This window comes from Enterococcus gallinarum, from assembly GCF_021496385.1.
Classification (GTDB): Bacteria; Bacillota; Bacilli; order Lactobacillales; family Enterococcaceae; genus Enterococcus_D; species Enterococcus_D gallinarum.
The window spans coordinates 1,680,981-1,699,654 of record NZ_CP050816.1; the positions used below are offsets into that span (position 1 = coordinate 1,680,981).

General features: G+C 36.9%; 19 protein-coding genes. 17 read left to right on the plus strand and 2 right to left on the minus strand.

The features are described from left to right. The first annotated feature begins 97 nt into the window (after nt 1-97). The 9 genes from HED61_RS08300 to HED61_RS08340 all read left to right on the plus strand — a co-directional run bounded on the left by HED61_RS08300 (nt 98) and on the right by HED61_RS08340 (nt 8,606). Nucleotides 98-1,819 (plus strand): glycosyltransferase family protein, encoded by a 1,722-nt coding sequence (locus HED61_RS08300; RefSeq protein ID WP_219645278.1) that lies wholly within the window; start codon nt 98-100, stop codon nt 1,817-1,819. Between the two features lie 152 nt (nt 1,820-1,971). Beyond that, nucleotides 1,972-3,336 (plus strand): endolytic transglycosylase MltG, encoded by a 1,365-nt coding sequence (gene mltG, locus HED61_RS08305; RefSeq protein WP_138371733.1) that lies wholly within the window; start codon nt 1,972-1,974, stop codon nt 3,334-3,336. 111 nt (nt 3,337-3,447) lie between these two features. Further along, nucleotides 3,448-3,927, plus strand: coding sequence for a transcription elongation factor GreA (gene greA / locus HED61_RS08310; RefSeq protein WP_003126935.1), 480 nt, complete (start codon nt 3,448-3,450; stop codon nt 3,925-3,927). A gap of 150 nt (nt 3,928-4,077) precedes the next feature. Beyond that, complete coding sequence (liaF, locus tag HED61_RS08315) at nt 4,078-4,809, plus strand: cell wall-active antibiotics response protein LiaF (RefSeq protein WP_005472252.1); 732 nt, start codon at nt 4,078-4,080, stop codon at nt 4,807-4,809. After that, nucleotides 4,806-5,873 carry a sensor histidine kinase gene (locus HED61_RS08320; RefSeq protein WP_003126937.1) on the plus strand — a complete coding sequence of 356 codons (1,068 nt, stop codon included), beginning with the start codon at nt 4,806-4,808 and terminating at the stop codon, nt 5,871-5,873. Before liaF ends, HED61_RS08320 begins: the two co-directional genes overlap by 4 nt. A gap of 2 nt (nt 5,874-5,875) precedes the next feature. Continuing rightward, on the plus strand, nt 5,876-6,505 hold the full coding sequence (locus HED61_RS08325) for a response regulator transcription factor (RefSeq protein WP_003126938.1): 630 nt from the start codon (nt 5,876-5,878) through the stop codon (nt 6,503-6,505). A 90-nt stretch (nt 6,506-6,595) separates the two neighbouring features. Further along, the gene (locus tag HED61_RS08330) at nt 6,596-7,261 is read left to right on the plus strand and encodes a potassium channel family protein (protein WP_003126939.1); all 666 of its coding nucleotides are present in this window, start codon (nt 6,596-6,598) and stop codon (nt 7,259-7,261) included. A 12-nt stretch (nt 7,262-7,273) separates the two neighbouring features. Next, on the plus strand, nt 7,274-7,570 hold the full coding sequence (locus HED61_RS08335; protein WP_081131312.1) for a HesB/YadR/YfhF family protein: 297 nt from the start codon (nt 7,274-7,276) through the stop codon (nt 7,568-7,570). 103 nt (nt 7,571-7,673) lie between these two features. Then, nucleotides 7,674-8,606: a glycosyltransferase family 2 protein gene (locus HED61_RS08340; protein WP_003126941.1), complete on the plus strand. Its 933-nt coding sequence runs from the start codon at nt 7,674-7,676 to the stop codon at nt 8,604-8,606. 34 nt (nt 8,607-8,640) lie between these two features. On the opposite strand, the gene HED61_RS08345 is transcribed toward HED61_RS08340, so the two are convergent. Both HED61_RS08345 and HED61_RS08350 read right to left on the minus strand, forming a co-directional pair. Continuing rightward, on the minus strand, nt 8,641-9,591 hold the full coding sequence (locus tag HED61_RS08345; protein ID WP_081131313.1) for a phosphoglycerate dehydrogenase: 951 nt from the start codon (nt 9,589-9,591) through the stop codon (nt 8,641-8,643). An 80-nt stretch (nt 9,592-9,671) separates the two neighbouring features. Beyond that, nucleotides 9,672-10,481: a DUF1189 domain-containing protein gene (locus tag HED61_RS08350; RefSeq protein ID WP_081131314.1), complete on the minus strand. Its 810-nt coding sequence runs from the start codon at nt 10,479-10,481 to the stop codon at nt 9,672-9,674. A 134-nt stretch (nt 10,482-10,615) separates the two neighbouring features. On the opposite strand from HED61_RS08350, the gene HED61_RS08355 reads away from it, so the two are divergent. From HED61_RS08355 to HED61_RS08390, 8 genes are all read left to right on the plus strand, one after another. After that, a complete protein-coding gene (locus tag HED61_RS08355) occupies nt 10,616-11,059 on the plus strand; it encodes a GtrA family protein (protein WP_081131315.1) in 444 nt (147 codons plus the stop codon). Between the two features lie 75 nt (nt 11,060-11,134). Beyond that, the gene (locus HED61_RS08360) at nt 11,135-11,743 is read left to right on the plus strand and encodes a superoxide dismutase (RefSeq protein WP_003126946.1); all 609 of its coding nucleotides are present in this window, start codon (nt 11,135-11,137) and stop codon (nt 11,741-11,743) included. A 226-nt stretch (nt 11,744-11,969) separates the two neighbouring features. After that, nucleotides 11,970-12,170 carry a cold-shock protein gene (locus HED61_RS08365; protein ID WP_003126947.1) on the plus strand — a complete coding sequence of 67 codons (201 nt, stop codon included), beginning with the start codon at nt 11,970-11,972 and terminating at the stop codon, nt 12,168-12,170. Nucleotides 12,171-12,275: 105 nt separating this feature from the next. Continuing rightward, nucleotides 12,276-12,677, plus strand: coding sequence for a glycerol-3-phosphate cytidylyltransferase (gene tagD, locus HED61_RS08370; RefSeq protein ID WP_003126948.1), 402 nt, complete (start codon nt 12,276-12,278; stop codon nt 12,675-12,677). A 168-nt stretch (nt 12,678-12,845) separates the two neighbouring features. After that, complete coding sequence (locus tag HED61_RS08375) at nt 12,846-13,901, plus strand: ABC transporter ATP-binding protein (protein ID WP_003126949.1); 1,056 nt, start codon at nt 12,846-12,848, stop codon at nt 13,899-13,901. A 46-nt stretch (nt 13,902-13,947) separates the two neighbouring features. Beyond that, the gene (locus HED61_RS08380; RefSeq protein WP_081131316.1) at nt 13,948-14,757 is read left to right on the plus strand and encodes an ABC transporter permease; all 810 of its coding nucleotides are present in this window, start codon (nt 13,948-13,950) and stop codon (nt 14,755-14,757) included. A gap of 278 nt (nt 14,758-15,035) precedes the next feature. Beyond that, a complete protein-coding gene (locus HED61_RS08385) occupies nt 15,036-16,133 on the plus strand; it encodes an LCP family glycopolymer transferase (RefSeq protein WP_219645277.1) in 1,098 nt (365 codons plus the stop codon). A gap of 298 nt (nt 16,134-16,431) precedes the next feature. Next, nucleotides 16,432-18,552 carry a peptidoglycan D,D-transpeptidase FtsI family protein gene (locus tag HED61_RS08390; RefSeq protein WP_029486973.1) on the plus strand — a complete coding sequence of 707 codons (2,121 nt, stop codon included), beginning with the start codon at nt 16,432-16,434 and terminating at the stop codon, nt 18,550-18,552. Nucleotides 18,553-18,674 lie beyond the last annotated feature (122 nt).

Below are 18,674 nucleotides of genomic sequence, written 5' to 3' on the forward strand. Positions count from 1 at the left end.
TTGAAATATTTTAATGAGATTTCTTTATTTGTTTGTGATTATATCTTAATAAGTATCAATAGGATTGTAGTCAGTTAATGCAGGGAGTTTATTTATTATGAAAAAGTTTTTAAAACAAGATAAGTTTTTGAAATATTTAGGAGTAATTTTCATTTTTGCAATAGTATCTCTATTGATTCAAAGTGCACAAATATATGTAAAAGGATATGTACTGGGAGTAGACTCCATTTTCCATATGAATCGAATTTATGAAACAATGATGCAAATGAAAACAGGAGAATATAATTATTTTATTTCTTTATTTTCCTTTCAACAATCTGCAAGAATAGTAAACGCATTATATGGTCCAGCGATGGCTTATTTACTTGGTGGTATCTTGTTGATTACAGAAAGTTGGGTGAAATTTCAATTAATAACCTCCTTTTTTATTAATATTATAGGTGCTTTGGGTATTTATAGAATTGCTAAAAAGCTTTCCCTAGGAGATTTAATTGCAGTTTTATCGGGTATTTTATACATGTCAACCTATTTTATTGCTTCTTGGAATATTGCTGGCTCTTTCACAGGAGTAGGGAATATGCTTGTTCCTTTTGTTGTTTACTATGGTATAGAGATGCTAGTTAATAAACAGAATCAATTTTCTTTTTTTGGTTTAGGATTTAGCATGGGAATACTCCTTCAGGTCCATCTTTTTTCTTCTTTACTGGCGACAGTTATATTATTACCTTTTGTCTGTTATGGTTTTTTTAAAACGGATAAAAAGAAAATATTTGCTATAAAATTATTTGCTGCTATCATTCTTGCGATACTGTTAAGTTTAAATGTTTGGATTGGCATGTTATATTTATTTAATAGTAATTATTTATTACAAACTGTTCCAATTGATTTGATGGAAAATGCAGTCTATTTTCTTCCAAATGTTGGGACGGGACAAGCTAATATTGGTATTGTTTTTTCTCTATTATTTTTTACACAAATTTGTTTTTCAGCCTTGTATTGGAATAGCATTGGTAAAATAAATAAATTTTTAACAATAATAGGCAGCTTATTTTTACTCTTATCAAGTCAATTTTTTCCTTGGAGTTTGCTCTCTCAAAAATTTTCTCCTCTAGAAACGTTTCTACAATTTCCTTCGAGGCTCATTGTTATTCCTACTATATTTTTAATACTTGCATTGGGAATGAATATAGAAAAAAGTAAGGGCAAAAACTTTATTATTGTATTGGGGGTACTTACTTTATTTTCTGTTTCTATAGCTCAAAATAGAGTTTATGAAAGAATGGAAAGTTGGAAATCAGAGAATGTATTAGCGTCTCCTAATAAAAAAGCAGGGAATGTATCCAGTGAAACTTTACGAAACGCTATAAAAAGTAAAAACACAGGTGAAGTACTTGATCTAGTACGGAAGGGAACTTCTGATTACCTACCTGTAAAAAAGAAAGTATCGAATAGTAATTTTGAACAATTCGACCCGTATTCAAAATATTGGTCTTATATTATTTATCCAAACCATAATTTCAAGAAAAGCGTTGTGAACGGACAAATAGTTGTTTCATGGACTGGGAATTCTGTAGAAAGCATTAATGTCCCAATAGTAAAATATAGAGATACGATAGTCAGAGATGGAATAAGCGAGAAAAAAATCAACCCTAAATTAACTGATATTGGAACAATTATTGTTGATTCAAAAAAAGGAGAAAATATACTCAAAATCTCGTATGATACACCACGATATATTATTTTATCAATGGTAATCTCTGGTGTCGTTTTTATCCTTTCTTCAATTTGTATTTTACTGCAAAAATTAAGTAAGAAGTAAATTTAAATGGTAACTTGCTTTTTATCAATGTAAATCGGGCAACTCAAAATTAATTTTGTTTGAAATATAGAAAAAGTAAATTCTATTCCACTCCTCCTAACTTTCGTGTATAATGGTACAAGTCAGTATTACGAAAGTTAGGAGGAGTTGTTTTGAGTAAACAACATCCAGAAGAGAAGTCCTTCAAAGACGAAGTTTTAGGTGCTTTGAAAAAACCTCAAACCAACGAATCGTCTGAACAAAAACGATCATCTGTTGAGGAACCTATAGAAAGTCGCTCTGCGACCCGCAGTACAAAAAAGCAGAGCAGTACCCAAAAGGGCCAAGCCAAAAATAAAACTGTTCAAAAAAACGCTCAAAAAGCGAAGCGCTCAGCTCCTAAAAGGGAAGAAGCTGGTTTAGATGAAAAGTCAGATACCGTTCGTAAGTTACAGCGGAAAAGAGAAGACCGTATCGTCAATCGCATCGTCACAATTGTTGTAATCGCATTAATCGTTATTGGCGGCGTCCTTGGTTTTTCAGTCTATCGATATGTTACTTCAGGATTGCAGCCGTTAGATCCAGAAAAAACAGAAAAAGTTGCTGTTGAGATTCCAAGCGGATCATCAAATAAAATGATTGGCGAGATTTTAGAAAAAGATAAGATCATCAAAAGTGGTATGATCTTTAATTATTATACGAAATTTAATAATCTGACTGGTTTCCAAGCTGGTAATTATCAGTTTTCTCCAAGTATGACTCTGGATGAAATTAGTGCCCAGTTACAGCAAGGAGAAGGGTCAGTGACATCAGATGCGAAAGTGACGATTCCTGAAGGGTATGATATAGACCAAATCGGAGATGCGCTTGCCAAAGCAACAAGTATCTCGAAAGATGATTTCTTAGCTTTAATGAAAGATGACACCTTCTTTAATAAAATGCATGAAGCATATCCAGAGTTGTTGGATAGCGCAGCAAAAGCAGAAGGCGTTCGATACAAGTTAGAAGGATATCTCTTCCCGGCAACTTATGACTATTATAAAGGAAACACTTTAGAAGAAGTTGTGACCCAAATGATTGATAAAACAAATACTGTTATGTCTAAATATTACGATCAGATCGCAGAAAAAGAAATGACAGTGCAAGAAGTGTTGACCTTGGCTTCTCTTGTCGAAAAAGAAGGTAGTAAAGAAGATGACCGTAAGAACATTGCCCAAGTCTTCTTTAACCGTCTGGCAGTGGATATGCCATTGCAGTCAGATATTTCTATTCTCTATGCGTTAGGCGAGCATAAAGAGTTGGTAACTTACGAAGATACTCAAGTAGACTCACCATACAATTTGTATGTCAACACAGGATATGGTCCAGGACCATTCAATAATCCAAGTGAGCAATCTATCAAAGCAGTGTTGGAACCAACACCAAATAATTACTATTATTTTGTGGCAGACATCAATACGCAAGAAGTCTATTTTGCTGAAACCTATGATGAACATATGCGTTTAGTTGAAAAATATGTAAACAATACTTCGAATTAATTTTTATTAGGATATTAGTTTACATTTAAAAAAAACCATGGTAATCTTTTGTGGACTATTCGCAAAAGATTACCTTTTGCAGTTGATACGAAGTTAAAAGGAGAAATTAAAATGGTAGAAAAAGTATACCCAATGACATTAGAAGGAAAAGAAAAATTAGAGCAGGAATTAGAAGAATTAAAGACAGTCAAACGTGGAGAAATCATTGAAAGAATCAAAGTTGCCCGCAGCTTTGGAGATCTTTCTGAGAACTCTGAATACGAATCCGCAAAAGATGAACAAGCCTTTGTAGAAGGTCGTATCACAACATTAGAAAATATGATCCGTTTTGCTGAGATCATTGATAATGAAGGCGTAGACAATGATGAAGTATCGATCGGAAAAACCGTCACGTTCATTGAATTACCTGATGGAGATGAAGAAGAATATACAATTGTTGGGAGTGCAGAAGCGGATCCATTTTCTGGTAAAATCTCAAACGATTCACCGATCGCTCGTGCATTGATTGGTAAAAAAATCAATGATGAAGTAACAATTTCAACACCAGGCGGAGATATGCTGGTGAAAATCACAGAAGTGAAAAAAAGCTGATTTTTTCGTAAAAGTATAAGCAGAAGATCCTGATGATCACTTTCTCAAAGAGAAAAGGACCAATCAGGATCTTTTTTCGGACTCGCGACGGATGTATGCCATCGAAGAATCCGTTATGATAAAATAGAATCATTGGGAGGAGGAGCTTACATGAAAAGCCCTTGGCGTTTTTTCTTTGTCGTAGAAGCATTATTATTTCTATTTGCGGTCTGGCAAATTTTATCGAATCCACCGTTATTGATTTTATTGATTTTAGGTGTTGTGACGATCTACTTTGTTTCTCGCAGAGAACGTAAAACAAATTTTAATAATTTTTTGATGGTTACCGGTGGTATCGCCATCTTTATCAGTCTTTTAAATAGTCCGGCTTTGTGGCTGATGTTGATTTTTGCGATCCTTTTTATTGGATTGAAAGGTGTGGAAATCACTGGTGTAGATTTTACAAAAAACACATTTTGGCGCAAAAAACAAATGATCATTTTAGAAACAGAAGAACCAAAGCAGTTTCATCCTCATAAAACGAAACAACAATGGATCGGCAATGAGCGGATCGGTAATCAAGTTTATGAATGGGATGATATCAATATCGACATCTTTTCTGGAGATACGATCATTGACTTGGGAAACACATTGTTGCCGAAAAAAGAAAATATCGTAATCGTCCGTAAGGGATTCGGTCGCACGAGAATTTTAGTCCCTGCTGGGGTTGCTATCAAAATGGAACACAGCACCTTTATCGGTACAGTGATTTTCGAAGGCGAGTCAACAGGTCTGAAGAATGAGAAAGTTACGATCTACAGTCCGGATTATGAAGAAAACACCCGCCGACTAAAAATTTTAACGAACACTTTGATTGGGGATATCGAGGTGATTCGGGTATGATTGCTAAATTTTCTCGAGGAATGATCGCTTTTTATAGTGCGGTCACTAGTTTTTTGATGATGATCTTGATTCTTTTTTCGTATCTTTATGCTAGTGGAAAGAAGAATTGGCTGCTAGAAGTCTTTCAGATCAAACTATTCTTTATACCGATCATTTTTCATTTATTAGTTGTTTCGCTGATGGTGGGCCTGGCTGTCTTTCTATTGATTTCTCTTTTCAGAAACCGCCAATACGGGCCAATCGAAGAGAAGCTGCGATTGCTTTCAAATGGAGATATTGATAGTCCACTACTTGACACACCTATCCCTCATGCGCAAGAAAATCGGTTGATTGAAGATGTCGATCGAGACATCAGGAAATTACAGGTCAAAATGAAAGATATGTCAAGTGAGCTTCAACAATTAAATGCTCGGCCGCAGCTAGTGGATGGCAGTACAAAAGAAGAAATCCTTGAAGCCGAACGACATCGTTTGGCCCGAGAATTGCATGATTCAGTTTCACAACAATTATTTGCCGCAATGATGATGATGTCCGCATTGAACGAACAAGCTATCCGGGACGATGCCCCAGAAATGCAAAAGAAGCAGTTGGCTATGGTAACGGACATCATCAATGCTTCGCAGTCTGAGATGCGAGCGTTATTGTTACATCTGCGTCCGGTCACATTGGAAGGGAAAAGCCTCAAACAAGGAATCGAGCAATTATTAAAAGAATTGGAAACAAAAATTAAGATATCCTTGAAATGGGATATTGAAGAGTTTACTATGCCAAGCTCTATAGAAGACCAATTATTTCGAGTGATTCAAGAATTACTATCGAATACACTGCGTCATGCCAAAGCGGATGAACTTGAAGTCTACTTGAATCATATTGAACACAACGTGCTGTTGCGCGTGATCGACGATGGTGTAGGATTCGATGTCGACAATCAAAAAGCTGGCAGTTATGGACTGATGAATATCCGTGAGCGAATCAGTGCCGTTGGCGGCACATTAAAGATTATCAGTTTTAAAAATCAAGGAACAAGTATTGAAATAAAAATCCCGCTGCTTAAGGAGGCATAAAAATGATCAACGTTTTGTTAGTAGATGACCACGAAATGGTACGTTTGGGGGTTTCTTCCTACTTATCCATTCAAGAAGATATAGAGGTGATTGGAGAAGCTGAAAACGGCAAAATCGGCTACGAAAAGGCATTGTCTTTACGTCCCGATGTCATCTTGATGGATTTAGTGATGGATGAAATGGATGGCATTGAGGCAACCAAAGCCATTCTAGCAGATTGGCCGGAAGCAAAAATCATCATAGTTACTAGTTTTATTGATGACGAGAAAGTATATCCTGCAATTGAAGCTGGTGCTGCCGGTTATTTGTTAAAAACATCCACTGCACATGAAATTGCGGATGCCATTCGTGCGACTCAAAGAGGCGAGCGGGTGTTGGAACCGGAAGTAACAACGAAAATGATGGATCGTTTAACAAATCGTACGCCGATTTTACATGATGATCTGACAAATCGAGAAAAAGAAGTGCTGCTTTTGATTGCTGAAGGGAAAAGTAATCAGGAGATCGCAGATGAGTTGTTTATTACACTCAAAACGGTTAAAACTCATGTATCAAATATATTGTCGAAACTAGAAGTGGAAGATCGAACACAAGCAACCATTTATGCCTTTAAGCATGGCTTGACAAAATAAGAATCTCATCATAAGGGTACCTCCTCATAGTCAGTTGAGGAGGTTTTTGATATACTAGAGTAGGATTTGTAAGGTAAAGGAGCGTTTAATGTGAAGCAGAATTACGCGATTATTGGTCTTGGAAGGTTCGGCGGCAGTATTTGTCGAACATTGATAGAATCCGGACAAGAAGTATTAGCCATTGACAGCAATGAGGATCGGGTCAATGAGTATATGAATATTGCTACCCATGCGGTAGTGGGCAATGCACAGGATGAAATGACGTTGCGCTCATTAGGAATTCGTAATTTCGACCATGTGATCGTAGCAATCGGTGAAGATATCCAAGCAAGTATTCTTGTGACTTTGATGGTCAAAGAGATGGGGGTACCGAACGTTTTAGCAAAGGCGCAAAATGAATATCATGCTCGGGTTCTTGAGAAGCTTGGTGCTGATCGAGTTGTCCACCCAGAACGGGATATGGGGATTCGTATCGCTCACAATCTAGTATCAAAAAATATCTTGGATTATATTGAGCTTTCAGATGAATTTTCGCTGGCGGAGATTCGTGTCTCAAATCCGCGTTTCTTTAATAGGTCCTTACTTGATTTGAATTTTCGTCAAAAATATGGATTGACCGTTGTTGCTATTCGTCGAGGACCTGGACAAGTGATCGTGTCTCCCGCAGCTGATTCGATCGTGCGTGAGAATGATAATCTACTCGTGATTGGGAACACGGATGATGTGGATATTCTTGATGAACATATGAATGATTAGGAGTGAAAAATGATGAATATAACTATTACAGATGCCGCAATTGATTGGTTCAAAAAAGAACTGACAGTCGACCAAGGAAGCGGCGTTCGCTTTTTTGGTAAAATCTATGGGAAAACTCAGATCCATGATGGTTTTTCAGTAGGAATGTCAGTAGATAAACCTGAAAATCCTATCGTTCAAAAGACAGTTTCAGACATGCTTTTTTTTATTGAGGAGGCTGACGAGTGGTTCTTCAAAGGGTATGATCTGCAAGTCGACTACGATGAAAAGCTAGATGAACCTAAATATAGTTTTACTGAAAACAATTAACTAAAATAAAGATACAATGCAACAGTATGAGTCTATGACTGAAGTTTAGTGGATTCCATATCGCTAGCTTTGATCATAGACCTGTTCGTTAGGAGATGAAACCATGTTATCAATTATCGTACCTTGCTTTAATGAAGAGAGTAGCTTACCACTTTTTTTTGAAGAGACTGAAAAAGTAAAAGATCAGGTAGGCATGCCTTTTGAATATTTGTTTATCAATGATGGGTCATCCGATCAAACACTCGCAGTGATGCGCAAGCTGCATCAAGAGCATCCAGAAAGTGTGCGGTACCTTTCGTTTTCACGTAATTTTGGAAAAGAAGCAGCCTTGTATGCTGGCTTAAAAGCAGCAAAAGGGGATTTTGTTACCGTAATGGATGCAGATTTACAAGATCCTCCAAGCCTTTTGCCTCAGATGTTTGACTTGCTCAACACAAAACAATTAGACTGTGTTGGAACGCGCAGAGCCGATCGCAAAGGAGAGCCTAAAGTTCGTAGTTTCTTTTCAGAAGCCTTTTATGCATTGATCAACAAAATTGGTGAGGCACATATGGTCAATGGCGCACGAGATTTCCGTTTAATGCGTCGGAATATGGTGGATGCAGTTTTAGAACTTTCTGAATACAATCGGTTCTCCAAAGGAATCTTTAGTTGGGTAGGTTTTGATACAGAATACATTGCCTACGAAAATCGTGAAAGAGTAGCTGGAGAAACTTCTTGGTCATTCTGGAGTTTATTCAAGTACTCGATTGATGGCATCGTCAATTTTTCTGATACGCCATTAAATATTGCTTCTTTTGTTGGCGCGTTGTCTTGTCTAGCTTCTGGAATTGCACTGCTATTCATAATTATTCGTACTTTTATTTTTGGTGATCCTACCTCAGGCTGGCCTTCTTTAGTTTGTATCGTATTGTTTGTTGGTGGTTTGCAATTGCTTTGTCTAGGTATTATTGGAAAATATATTGGAAAAATTTTTCTGGAAACGAAAAAACGTCCCCTTTACATTTTAAAGGAGACAGAAAAAGATCAAAAATAATTTTTGGGATTAAAAAAGCAGCGCTGGTTGATGATCAATACCCTTTTGTTACATCGACTTGATTTCGAACCAATTTTTTCTCGTGGATAAAATTGCGGAAGTTATCCATAAAGATGGCCATGAATGCTTTTTGAAAATGTGGGGTCAACCCGGAAATATGCGGGGTGATCAACACATTTTCCAGTGTCCATAGCGGGTCATTTGCGGGTAAAGGTTCTTCTTCAAAAACATCAAGAGCCGCAAATGCGATTTCTTTTTGGCGGAGGGCTTCTGTCAACGCTACAGTATCTACACTAGGTCCACGCCCAACATTATAAAAAGAAGCGGATGATTTCATACTATTAAAAAAATGGTTATTATAGATTCTTGTAGTTTCAGGTGTCAATGGTAAGATATTGATCACACAATCAGCTTTCTGACTTTGTTCAATCAACTCTTCAAGTGGATAAGTTTCCTTGAAACCATCAACGGCATGCCCCGTTGTATTTATGCCGACAGGTTGGGTGCCAAAAAAATTTAAGGCCTTTGCTAAAGCCTGCCCAATTTTACCTGTACCTGCGATCAGTATTTCTTTATCAGATAATAATGAATAAGGAATACCATTGGGCTGCCATTGTCTTTCAGCCTGTTTTTTGATGGCGGTAAAAATTCCTCTGGATTCCATGAATAATAAAGCAATTAAATGATCAGTGATCGATTGTGCATGAATGCCGCTACCATTAGAAAGTAAGATGTTCTTTTGGGCAAACTGTGCTAGAGGTAGGGTATCCACACCGGCTGAAATGGCTTGGACCCATTCAAGAGAAGCATTAGCCAGTAACTTTCCGGCCCATTCTTCTTTCCAACCAATCGTGATTGCAACATTTGACCAGTCGATGGAAGTTGCTTCATCATAGTGGATAAACTGATATTCATCACTGATTTCATGAATTTGTGTGATAAATTCATCACGAAATTCTCTGCTAGATAAAATATATTTAGTCATATTTGTTCCTCCTTTATTTTAGTGTATCAAAGAACGAAGAAAAAACCATGCGCAAAGATCTATGCATGGTTGGATAGTTACTAGCTTTTTAATTGGATTTTAGGCGAACCTTTGACGCCTTGAGTGAATAGAAACAGTGCTGCGAATAAGATAAATGTTGTCCCATCAAAATTTGGTACGAATAGTTGGATCAGCACACTCAAAATTGTTGGTAAAGCAGCACTAACGATTAGTATCTTAAGGTTTTCAAAAAAGCTGTAAGAAAAAAGTTTTAGTTTTGTATAGATAGTTGCAATAAATGTACCCATGATCAATGTGATTAATAAATTTAAAAATGTAGGGTAGAGCGCTACTAAGAAAACAATAAGTTGTAGCCACCAAGGAATTTGATTGCTGCTCAGAGTTTCCCGAATCTTTTTGCCATCTAAATTTTTAAATGCTGGTTCATTATAAGAAAATTTTAATTGATTTGTATCTAAGAATGATGTGGAAAGTCCTGTTCCAGGGAAACTGACAACAATTTCTTTTTTTAATAGTCCCACACTCAACACATTTGCAGTGGCATCTGAAGCAATATCGGTAGCGTTGCGTTTTCCTTCAGGGTCGAAAGTAAAAATGATAGAGTCGGTTTGATAGATAAACCCTTCTCCTTGTCCATTCGTTGTTAATTGACCATTTTCAATCGAAAAATTGGGGATTTTTTGCGCAATTTTTTGACTATCTCGCTGGAAATCCTGAAAGATATCATTGACTTGCAAAGTGATTGGTACGGCTAAAATAACGGTAGCTCCAAGTAGAAAAAGAATCACTTTTGAAAAAGCAGCGTCTTTTACATATTTGAGATTTGGGATTCGAATAAATGCACTTTTTAGCATTTGTATGATTGTCATTTGTTTAACTCCTTTTATGTAACTAAAAATAATTGTAACGAAGGCAGCAACAGAACACAAGGACTTATGACAGAAAAGTCCGATTATCTCTAAAGTGTTCTTTGCTGATTAATGAGTAGAATTGGAGATCGAGTATGGAAAGTTTAAAAAATGTGAAAAATAAACTACAAGAAAAAAAATTATGGGAGCCGTTAACGTATTTAATTTTTGGTGGATTAACTACTTTGGTCAATTTAGTTGTTTATTTTCTCTTTAGAGAAATCTTTGATTTTCATTATATGATTGCTAATGTGATTTCTTGGGCAGCTTCTGTGTTGTTCGCATTCTTCACGAATAAGATTTGGGTCTTTGAAGCAAAAAGTGAAACAAAAAAAGAATCGTGGCTTGCCTTTTGGAAGTTTCTTTTCTTCAGAGTCCTTTCGCTGGGATTGGATATGGCTTGTATGTATCTATTGATTAGCGTACTAGGAACCGGTGATTTTATCGCTAAGCTTGTTACACAAATCGTTGTCGTCCTAGCAAACTATGTTTTCAGCAAGTTTCTGATTTTTGCACCAAAAAAAGTTGATAAAAAGTAAGCATATGTTTTGATGAACCACTTTTTATCTGATAATGTTACTTATGTAATCACTATCACTGAGGAGGAATTTTTTATGTCTTACACATTACCAGATTTACCTTATGCTTATGATGCATTAGAACCTTACATTGATGAAGAAACGATGCATTTGCATCATGACAAGCATCACAATACTTACGTCACAAATTTGAATGCAGCAATTGAAAAACATCCTGAATTAGGTGAAAAATCAGTTGAAGAATTACTTGCTGATTTTGATTCGGTGCCTGAAGACATCAAAACAGCTGTCCGTAATAACGGTGGTGGTCATGCAAATCACAGCTTTTTCTGGGAAATCTTGGCACCAAATGCTGGTGGTGAACCAACAGGAGCCATCAAAGAAGCCATCGAAGAAACATTTGGCAGCTTTGCTGATTTCAAAGAAGAATTCAAAACAGCAGCAACTGGCCGCTTTGGTTCTGGCTGGGCTTGGTTAGTCATCAAAGATGGTAAATTAGCGATCACTTCAACTGCGAACCAAGATTCACCATTAATGGACGGTCAAACGCCAGTTTTAGGCTTAGATGTTTGGGAACATGCCTACTACTTGAAATACAAAAATGTACGCCCTGATTATATCAATGCTTTCTGGAGTGTTGTTAATTGGGATAAAGTAAATGATTTTTATGCGAAAGCAAAATAATCATTAAGTAAGGGAATTATTTTTAATCAGAATAAAACTATCCCAACGATAAAAGAAAGCACGTTGCATCTTAGCATCAGCTTCGTGTTAACCATAAGTTCTCACTGCTACCTTTGATTCGTTGGGGGTAGTTTTATTTTTTGAAACATATTGCTAACGCTTTCATTTTCAGCTATAATATTGAAGACGGAAGCGTCTTATTTTAATTACTGGAGGATTTACACGCATGGAACATGGAAAAGTAAAATGGTTCAATAATGAAAAAGGTTTTGGGTTTATTACAGTTGATGGCGGAGATGATGTCTTTGTTCATTTTTCTGCGATCCAAGGAGATGGCTTTAAGTCTTTAGAAGAAGGTCAAGAAGTCGAGTTTTCGATTGTCGAAGGCGCCCGAGGACCGCAAGCGGCAGAAGTCACGAAAATCTAAACTAGAACAAGCTGAGGGGGACCTCAGCTTTTTTTAATTTGCTATTTTCGGCCAAATTTGTTATCTTCAGTGTATTGTAAATAGATTAAAAATGAGGGATATTTGATGAAACGAGTAATTACGTATGGGACATTTGATTTGCTCCATTATGGTCATATCAATTTATTGCGCCGAGCAAAAGAACAAGGAGACTATTTGATCGTGGCATTGTCTACGGACGAGTTCAATTGGGATGAAAAACAGAAGAAATGCTACTTTTCTTATGAAAAACGTAAACAGTTATTAGAGGCTATTCGCTATGTTGATTTAGTTATTCCTGAAAAAAACTGGGAACAAAAAGTTTCTGACGTCAAAGAGTACCACGTGGATACTTTTGTCATGGGTGATGATTGGGCTGGTAAATTTGATTTCATTCAAGAAGAAACAGATGCCGAAGTTGTTTATTTAGCTAGAACGCCTGAAATATCAACGACACAGATCAAAAAAGACTTAAAAATAAATAATTAATACTTAAAGCATAAAAGGTATCTTTAAATGGTGCCTTTTTTTGTACACTATTTCCGTTTTTTTCTTAAAATTTATTAGATGTTTTTCGTTGTTTATTTTGTCTTAGAGGAAAATATGATATGATGTAGCTTGAGTTGTAGCAAATGAATAGAATTTCTTTGAGAATGGATGAAGAAAGTGGAAAAAGAAATAAAAGTTCGTAGTACTTTGGTTACAAAGGAATATGACCTATACAAAAAGAAATCAGACAAAGTGAAAGCATTATTCAAATTTTATCATCGAAATGTTCCGCGTTTTTGGGCATTAAAAGGCGTTAGTTTTGAAGTGCGTGCAGGAGAGTCTGTAGGGATCATTGGGATAAATGGTTCTGGAAAATCAACGCTTTCAAATGTGATCAGTGGCATTATTCCTCCAACATCAGGCACAATGGAAGTCAATGGCGATACGTCGATTATCGCAATTGGAGCCGGATTAAAATATCAATTGACAGGTTTAGAAAATATTCGTCTAAAAGCATTGATGTCTGGAATGACCAATAAAGAAATCGATAAAAAAATGGATGAAATCGTAGCATTTGCCGATTTAGGTGATTTTATTAATCAACCTGTAAAAAGCTATTCCAGTGGGATGAAGTCACGTTTAGGGTTTGCCATTGCTGTTCATAATGATCCAGATATTTTGATCATTGATGAAGCTTTATCTGTTGGAGACGAAACTTTTTATCAAAAATGTGTGGATAAAATCATGGAATTCAAAGAGTCCGGCAAGACTATTTTCTTTGTCAGCCATGCTTTAGGACAAGTTGAAAAATTATGTGACCGTACAATCTGGATGCATTACGGCGATTTGCGCATGTTTGGTCCGACTGAGGAAGTAATGGCGGAATATCGCAAGTTTATCGACTGGTTCAAGAAGCAACCGAAAAAAGAACAAAAAGCTTACCAAGATAAATACAAAGAAAATCAAAAGGCATTTAATCTAGAAAAATTAGCTGAAAAAAGCCAAGATGATAGCTTGCTGAAAGAGCAGCATCTATCTGAACAAATGATTCAGAAGAACCTTAAACGAACTCCTTTAGGTGAGAAGATGACGATTCCAACTAAAGGACTTTTGACTCTTGCGATAGTAGGAACACTGTTTTGCTCTCTTGTTTCTTTCAGTGGCAGATCCATTAGCTATGCGCTAAAGCATCCAGTTGATGCAATTGTACAAGTTTTCAAGTAAAGATAACTATTTCTTTATTTAGTTTAGATAGAAAAGGAAGAGTTTAGTGAAAGAAATTGCTGCAGTAATAAAAGAACAATTTAATCATGCGGGAATTATTTTCCGTATGTCTCGATACGAGGACAAAGCAACCTATCAAAGCCACTATCTTGGTCTTGCATGGCAAATCTTGAACCCTGCGATTCAAATTGGCATCTATTATTTAGTCTTTGGGCTAGGAGTCAATGGTAATCGGAAAGTAGATGGCGTACCATTTATTATTTGGATGTTGATTGGGATCACAGCTTGGTTTTATATCAATTCTTCGGTACTTGGAGCGTCCAATAGTATTCACCGACAAGTTGGTATGGTAGCCAAAATGAAATTTCCAGTAAGTATCTTGCCGTCAATCAATATTATCAGTAACTTGTCATCTTATATCCCTATGGTAGCTATTGTGATTGGCTCGCTCTTATGGGCGGGAGTAACACCGTCCGTTTATTGGTTGCAATTTATTTATTACTTTATTGCGATGGTTATTTTCTTATTTGCTTTCGGATTATTAAATGCGACCATTACAGTATTGATACGTGACTATCATATTTTCTTACAATCAGTGTTGCGTTTGTTGTTTTATGTTTCAGGACCAATTTGGGATATCAATAATCGAAATATGCCGGAATGGTTAATTAAGCTATTACGTTTGAATCCCTTTTATTATTTGATTGAAGGCTTTAGAGATGCCTTTTTATCACGTGGTTGGGTTTGGGAAAAAACGACCTACACTTTGATATTTTGGGGTGTAACTCTGACTTTATTGATATTAGGTAGTCATCTACACATGAAGTTTAGAGCGCGATTTGTGGATTATATTTAAGTATAAAAAAACTATTTTTCAATTAATACAAAAAACTATCCGAAGGAATGAAGGGTCTGTTAAAGCGAGTCTCTTACTTTCCTTAGGATAGTTTTTTTAGATGTGTTAATGAATAGGGATGTACGCCGTTAAAAGTTAAAATAACAAATTCTTTATCGTTTCATTTTTGTTGCAATCGTGTTAAGATTCTGTAATAAAACAGAAGCAAGATTGCTGAATTTGTAAAATTGTGGCAAAATTTAAACGATTACCTAATAATGTTGTGATAGAGGTGTAGGATGCGTTTATATCAAAAAGTAATTTTAGGATTGTTGGGCTTGGTGGCAGTAAGTATTGTCGGTGTCACTGTCTATGGAATGAAAGTATACGATGATACGAATAAAACGTTCAATAATATTACGCAAAGTGCGGATCGTAAGACGAAAAAACGTGAAACGGCAGTAAGTATTGAAGATAGAGAACCCTTTTCGATTCTTTTGCTTGGGATTGATACTGGAGCGTTGGGGAGAACCGAACAAGGGCGTTCAGATAGTATGATGGTCGTTACGGTTAATCCTGCCAAGAAACAATCAACGATCGTTAGTCTTGACCGTGATATCTACACTCAAATTGTTGGGTATGGCACGTTGGATAAGCTGAACCATGCATATGCCTTTGGTGGCGAAGCAATGTCGATGGATTCCGTTGAAAATCTGTTAGACATTCCTATTGACCATTATGTTACGATTAACATGCAAGGTATGCGGGATTTGATCGATGCAGTTGGAGGCATCGAAGTCACTAATAAAATCGATTTTACTCTGGAAGGGGTGCATGTGCCTAAAGGAACCATTACTTTAGATGGGAAAACCGGTCTTGCCTATGCACGCATGCGAAAACAAGATCCGGAAGGAGACATTGGACGTCAAAAACGGCAAAGAGAAGTTGTCACTAAGATCGTTAAAAAAGTAATGAGCTTGGATGGCGTCAGCAATTATCAAAAAATATTAAAAGCTGTTGAAAAGAATTCAAAAACAGATTTGACTTGGGATGACATGATGGATATCGCTACCAATTATTTGCCTGCGTTCACGACAATCGATCAAGAACAATTGCAAGGTGAAGGCCAAATGATGAATGGGGTCTATTACCAATTATTAGGTATCAATCAATTGCTGGAAATGCAAAATAAATTGAAAGAACAACTGAATCTTCCTACCAGCGAGACTTTGTCTCAAGGAGATGAACATACTGATGGTTATACAAACTATCAATTGTACGACGATACGAATTACAATAGTGAAGAAAACTCAAATGAGAATCTAGGTGAACCGTCAGACATTTATGATGATGAAGCCGGGTATCAGGAAGATACTGGCGATTACTCTGGATATTAATAATGAAAACCAAAGCAAACGGTCATTGATCGTTTGCTTTTTACTTTTCCACAGATGGAAGTTAGAAAAATGTGTTTCACGGGATTAAAATTGGAAAAGATTAAGAAAGCTTAAAGTGTAGCAGATTTTTTCTCAACAAAAAAATCTTTTTGCGTAACTGTGAAACATTACAGTGGATGAGAACGAATTCTTATAATTTTCTCTAAGGATACTTGGATAATTTTGATTTCTTCTGTTTATATTGAAAATTTTTGGTAAAATAAGACGGTAAGCAGTTTGTAATGAGAGGATAGAAGAGATGAAGAATCTAAAAGATAAAGTCATTAAGAATATACGAAAAGGGCCTGAGGAGCCTAAGACAAAATCTTATCGCAAATCCCATGTTCCCTTTCGATTGAATTTTCTCTTTTTTGTGATTTTTGGTCTTTTTGTTGCGTTGATCGTGCAATTAGGTTATTTACAAATCGTGAATGGTGATAATATTGAGAAGCAATTGAAAGCTTCATCCGTGGTAGAAGTCAATGGCAGCTCTCCACGAGGAATGATTTATGATGCATCTGGCAAACCGCTTGTCAAAAATCAAGCCAATGCAGCCATTACCTTTACAAGAGGAAATAAGATGACAGCTGAAGATTTATTGAAGACTGCACAAAAACTAGCTACATTGATCGATATTCCAATCGATAAGAATCTGACAGAGCGGGACCTGAAAGATTTTTGGTTGGCAGATCCTGAAAATTTGAAGAAAGCGCAAGATCAATTAAGTTCCAAGCAAAAAGCGCTCGGGGCTTCTGAACAGTATGCGGCAACTGTCGATAAAGTAACGGATGAGGATATTGCCTTTAATGATGATCAGTTAAAAGTAGCTTCCATTTTTAAACGAATGAATAGTGCACAATCTTTAAGCACTGTTTATTTAAAAAATTCTGATGTATCTGATGAAGAACTAGCAATTGTGGCTGAGAATATGACCGAACTTCCCGGAGTTTCGACCGGCACAGACTGGACTAGAAAAATTGTTGAAGGCAGTTCATTGGCAAGTTTGATCGGAACTGTGACAACAGAAGAACAAGGGATCCCTGAAGAAAACTTGGATGAATATCTAGCGAAAGGGTATGCTCGTAATGATCGTGTAGGACGAAGCTATTTAGAGAAGCAATATGAAGAAGTCCTTCAAGGATCAAAATCAAAGTCTCAAATCACATTAGACAATAGCAATAATATTGAAAGCCAAAAAGAAATCTATGCGGGCTCTAAGGGAGATAATCTTGTACTGACGCTAGATGCCAAGTTCCAAAAAGAAGTTGATGAAATCTTACAAGATAACTTTAAGTCTTTGATGGATTCAGGAGCTGCAGAATACTCGCCTGGAGTCTATGCTGTTGCGATCAATCCTAAAACTGGCGGGATTTTGGCAATGTCAGGTTATCAACATGAGGCAGAATCAAGCAAATTGCAAGAGAATGCAATCGGAACCTTCATCAATGCTTTTGTTCCAGGGTCTGTAGTCAAAGGTGGTACGTTAGCAGCTGGTTGGGAAAATGGTGTCTTGAATGGGAATGAAGTCTTATATGACCAACCAATCCGCATCGGCTCTGATGTCAAAGCTTCGATCTTTAACCCGACAGGAGCAAACAACCGCAATTTGTCAGCTGAACAAGCCTTAGAAGTTTCTTCCAACTCCTACATGATGCAGGTTGCTTTACGCTTGATGGGCATTGAGTATCAGCCTGGAATTTCAATTCCAACAGTTGATCGTCAAACAGAAGCCTACAGTAAGCTGCGTACAGCCTTTGCCTCTTTTGGGATGGGGACGAAAACAGGGATCGATCTTCCTGGCGAAGCAACAGGGATCAGCACACCTGTCGACAAATTAGATACGGTCAGTGATGGCGGTAAGATCCTGGACTTAGCCTTCGGACAGTTTGATACCTATACGACATTACAATTGGCTCAATATGCAGCAACTGTGGCCAATGGCGGCCAACGATTGCAGCCACATATCGTTTCGGGTATCTATGGGAATGATGAAACCGGTGGTTTAGGAAGCTTGAAATCAGCGGTAGAACCTACCGTTTTGAACGAAGTTGGTTTAACTACTGATCAGATGAAAATCATTCAAAATGGATTTTATGATGCCGTTCACGGAACAGATGCTTGGGCTACAGCAACAGGACTAGCTTCTGCTAAAATGGAACTTTCTGCGAAAACGGGTACTGCGGAGACACCGATTGTCGATGAAAATGGCAAAACCATCAATCTGGTCAACCTAAATATTGTTGCTTATGGACCAAGTGATGATGCAGATGTAGCAGTTGCAGTGGTTTTACCACAGGTTAAATCTTCAACTACTTCGCATCCAAACGTAAAAATCGTGAAAGAAATCATGGATGCTTACTATGATTTATATATGAAATAAGCAAGGCATAATCGTTGAATGAGTAAGAGGAAGTTGATGAACGGTTCGTTCGCTGATGATTTTCCAAATCAGTGAAGGACGGTTCATCAACTTTTTTTATAGCAAAATACTTTCTATCGGAA